4 protein-coding genes and 1 pseudogene are annotated in these 2,815 nt (G+C 63.6%); 3 read left to right on the top strand and 2 right to left on the bottom strand.

Annotated features, from left to right (window positions below; all coding sequences use genetic code 11):
* The 3 genes and pseudogenes from EN884_RS39125 to EN884_RS31780 form a co-directional block, all read left to right on the top strand.
* Positions 1–267, top strand: a pseudogene (locus EN884_RS39125) (heme biosynthesis protein HemY); the annotation flags it as partial.
* A 36-nt stretch (positions 268–303) separates the two neighbouring features.
* A complete protein-coding gene (locus tag EN884_RS31785) occupies positions 304–783 on the top strand; it encodes a TerB family tellurite resistance protein (RefSeq protein ID WP_013528912.1) in 480 nt (159 codons plus the stop codon).
* A gap of 15 nt (positions 784–798) precedes the next feature.
* Positions 799–1,512 (top strand): glutamine amidotransferase, encoded by a 714-nt coding sequence (locus EN884_RS31780; RefSeq protein ID WP_024503038.1) that lies wholly within the window; start codon positions 799–801, stop codon positions 1,510–1,512.
* A 100-nt stretch (positions 1,513–1,612) separates the two neighbouring features.
* On the opposite strand, the gene EN884_RS31770 is transcribed toward EN884_RS31780, so the two are convergent.
* Both EN884_RS31770 and EN884_RS31765 read right to left on the bottom strand, forming a co-directional pair.
* Positions 1,613–1,921 (bottom strand): NIPSNAP family protein, encoded by a 309-nt coding sequence (locus EN884_RS31770; RefSeq protein WP_063169514.1) that lies wholly within the window; start codon positions 1,919–1,921, stop codon positions 1,613–1,615.
* A 51-nt stretch (positions 1,922–1,972) separates the two neighbouring features.
* On the bottom strand, positions 1,973–2,815 hold an 843-nt coding region (locus tag EN884_RS31765; protein WP_128360965.1), incomplete at its 5' end, for an MFS transporter.

Below are 2,815 nucleotides of genomic sequence, written 5' to 3'. Positions count from 1 at the left end.
GCTATTGAAGCATTGGCAAAGCCGACGAGCGAAAAAAGGCCGATCGAAGTGATCGACGACGCCGGTGGCGAGACGTCGGCGGGCAAGCAAGCTGAAAGTCGCGAAGAAGATCATGTCAGACCGATCACGGCAGCGGCCTTCGCCGCGGTGCCGAGCGATGCCGAAGGCGTCGAGCCGGCCGAGGAGCTTGCGCGGCTGCCGGACGATCCCGGCGTCGATCCGGACGAGGAAGCGGAGAAATCGCCGCGCCGGTTTCGGTTGTTTTGAGTTGGGCAGGCCGTCAGGCCGTTGGGGTATGGATCTATGTTTGAACGCGTTCTGTCGTTTCTCAGGGATTTGCCGGCCGGTGCCGGCACGCATGCCAGCACGGACGATCCGCGTGTCGCCGCCTCGGCGCTGCTCTACCATGTGATGAACGCCGATGGCGTGCGCCAGGATGTCGAGTGGGAGCGGTTCAAGGCGGTGCTGGCCGAGAGCTATTCGATCAGTGGCGCGGAACTCGAAGCGTTGGCCGCTGCCGGCGAGCGGGCCGACAATGAGGCGATCGATCTCTACGCCTTCACCAGCGTCTTGAAGCGCCATCTCGATGCCGATGCGCGCAAGGCTTTCATCGGCCTGATGTGGGAAATCGTCTATGCCGACGGCGAGTTGCACGAGCTCGAGGACAACACCGTCTGGCGCGTCGCCGAGCTGATCGGCGTCGAACGCCACGACCGCGTCGAGGCGCGCCGCAAGGCGGCGGCGCACGCGCCCGGCGCCACCGGAACATCGAGCGACGAATAGGATCTTCGCCTTCCCATGCCACGCCAGACGAGTTCGAAGCCAAAGATCCTGATCGTGCTGCATCAGGAGAGTTCGAGCCCGGGACGTGTCGGCCACATGTTGCTGGAAGAGGGTTTCGATCTCGACATCCGCCGGCCGCCGCTTGGCGACGCCTTGCCCGAAACACTGGACGACCACGCCGGCACGGTGGTGTTCGGCGGCCCGATGAGCGCCAATGACGACGACGAGTTCGTCCGCCGCGAGACCAACTGGCTGGAAATACCGCTGAGGGAGAACCGGCCATGTCTCGGCATCTGTCTCGGTGCGCAGATGCTGGTCAACTGTCTCGGCGGCAAGGTCGAGGGTCATGGTGAAGGGCTGGTCGAGGTTGGCTGGTATCCCCTGAAGGCGACCGAAGCCGGCAAGCAACTGATGCACTGGCCGGAGATGGTCTACCAGTTCCACCGCGAGGGTTTTTCGCTGCCCAGGGACGCGACGCTGCTGGCGACGGCCGAAACCTATCCCAACCAGGCCTTCCGCTACGGCGACAATGCCTGGGGCATCCAGTTCCATGGCGAACTGACCAGGGTGATGATGCAGCGCTGGGTGGTGCGCGGCGCGCATCGCTTCGAATTGCCCGGTGCCCAGCCCGGCCGCGATCATCTCGGCGGCCGGCTGATCTGGGACATGCATCTCAAGCGCTGGCTGGACGAGTTTTTGCGGATGATCTTCGGCAAGTCGAGCAGATAGCTAAACCGTCGTCTGAACGGATTTCAGGCGACCCGCTTTAGGTCTTTGTCTTCATGCATGTCGTTCTCCCAAAACCGGGGCCACTTTTGGGCGACATGCATTAAGGTTCGAGCACCGGCCGCAGGAAGCTGCGCTCATAGCTGAGAATGCTGCGATTGCGCTTTTCCATTTCGAACACGTCCTGGCATTCCGGGTCGGCAGCCATCCGTTTGCGATAGTCCTCGTAGTCGGCAAGACTCGGAAAGCTGAACATGGCATAGGCGATGTTGCTCGCCCCTTCGCTTGGAAGGAAATAGCCGTGATGGTTTCCGCCGAGGCGGTTGACCAGAGCTATCCAGCGACGACCATAATCTTCGAACTCGGCAAGCTTGTAGGGGTCGATGACGTATTTCAGGTAGCAAGTGATCATGAGAGCTCCTGTGGCATGGGCTAGGCATGTCGGCTGTCAACCGTGGGAAGATCAGTTGCGCCCGTTGAGGTGGCGCACCTTGCGCAGTTGCGGGAACAGCACCACCCACAGGCCCGCGACGGCGATGGCGCCGATGCCGCCGATCACCACGGCCGGCACCGTGCCGATCAGCGCGGCCATCGTGCCGGCCCGGAATTCGCCGACCTCGTTGGAGGCGCCGACAAAGACCTGGTTGACGGCGTTGACGCGGCCGCGCACCTCGTCGGGCGTCCACAGCTGGATCAGCGTCTCCCTGATGTAGACGCTGAACATATCGGTGGCGCCAAGGAAGACCAATGCCACGATCGACAGCCAGGTGATGGTCGACAGGCCGAAAACCACGGTGAAGGCGCCGAACGAGGCTGCAGCGGCCAGCATGATCATGCCCGCGTGGTTGCGAAGTGGATGCCCGGCCAGCCAGATGGCGACGCAAATGGCGCCGATGCTGGGCGCCGAGCGCAGCAGGCCGAGGCCCCACGGGCCGAGCTGGAGGATGTCGCGCGCATAGACCGGCAGCAGCGCCGAGGCGCCGGACAGGAGCACGGCGAACAGATCGAGCGAGATGGCGCCGAGCACGATCTTCTCGCTCCAGATATAGCTGAACCCGCCGAGCAGGTGCTGCATCGTCGGCTTGTCCGACTCGGTGCGCTGCGACGGCTTCGGGATGGTGAAGATCAGCAGCCCGGACACAAGCATCAGGACAGCGGCGGTTCCGTAGGCCGCTTCCGGCGACACGCCGTAGAGCAGGCCGCCGGCGACGGGTCCGACGATGGTCGCCGTCTGCCAGGCCGATGAATTCCAGGCGATGGCGTTGGCGAAATCCTGAGGCGGCACCAGATTGGCTAACAGCGAGGC

This window comes from Mesorhizobium sp. M7A.F.Ca.AU.001.01.1.1 (assembly GCF_004022735.1).
Taxonomy (GTDB): domain Bacteria; phylum Pseudomonadota; class Alphaproteobacteria; order Rhizobiales; family Rhizobiaceae; genus Mesorhizobium; species Mesorhizobium ciceri.
This window is presented reverse-complemented; position numbering and strand designations above follow the sequence as displayed.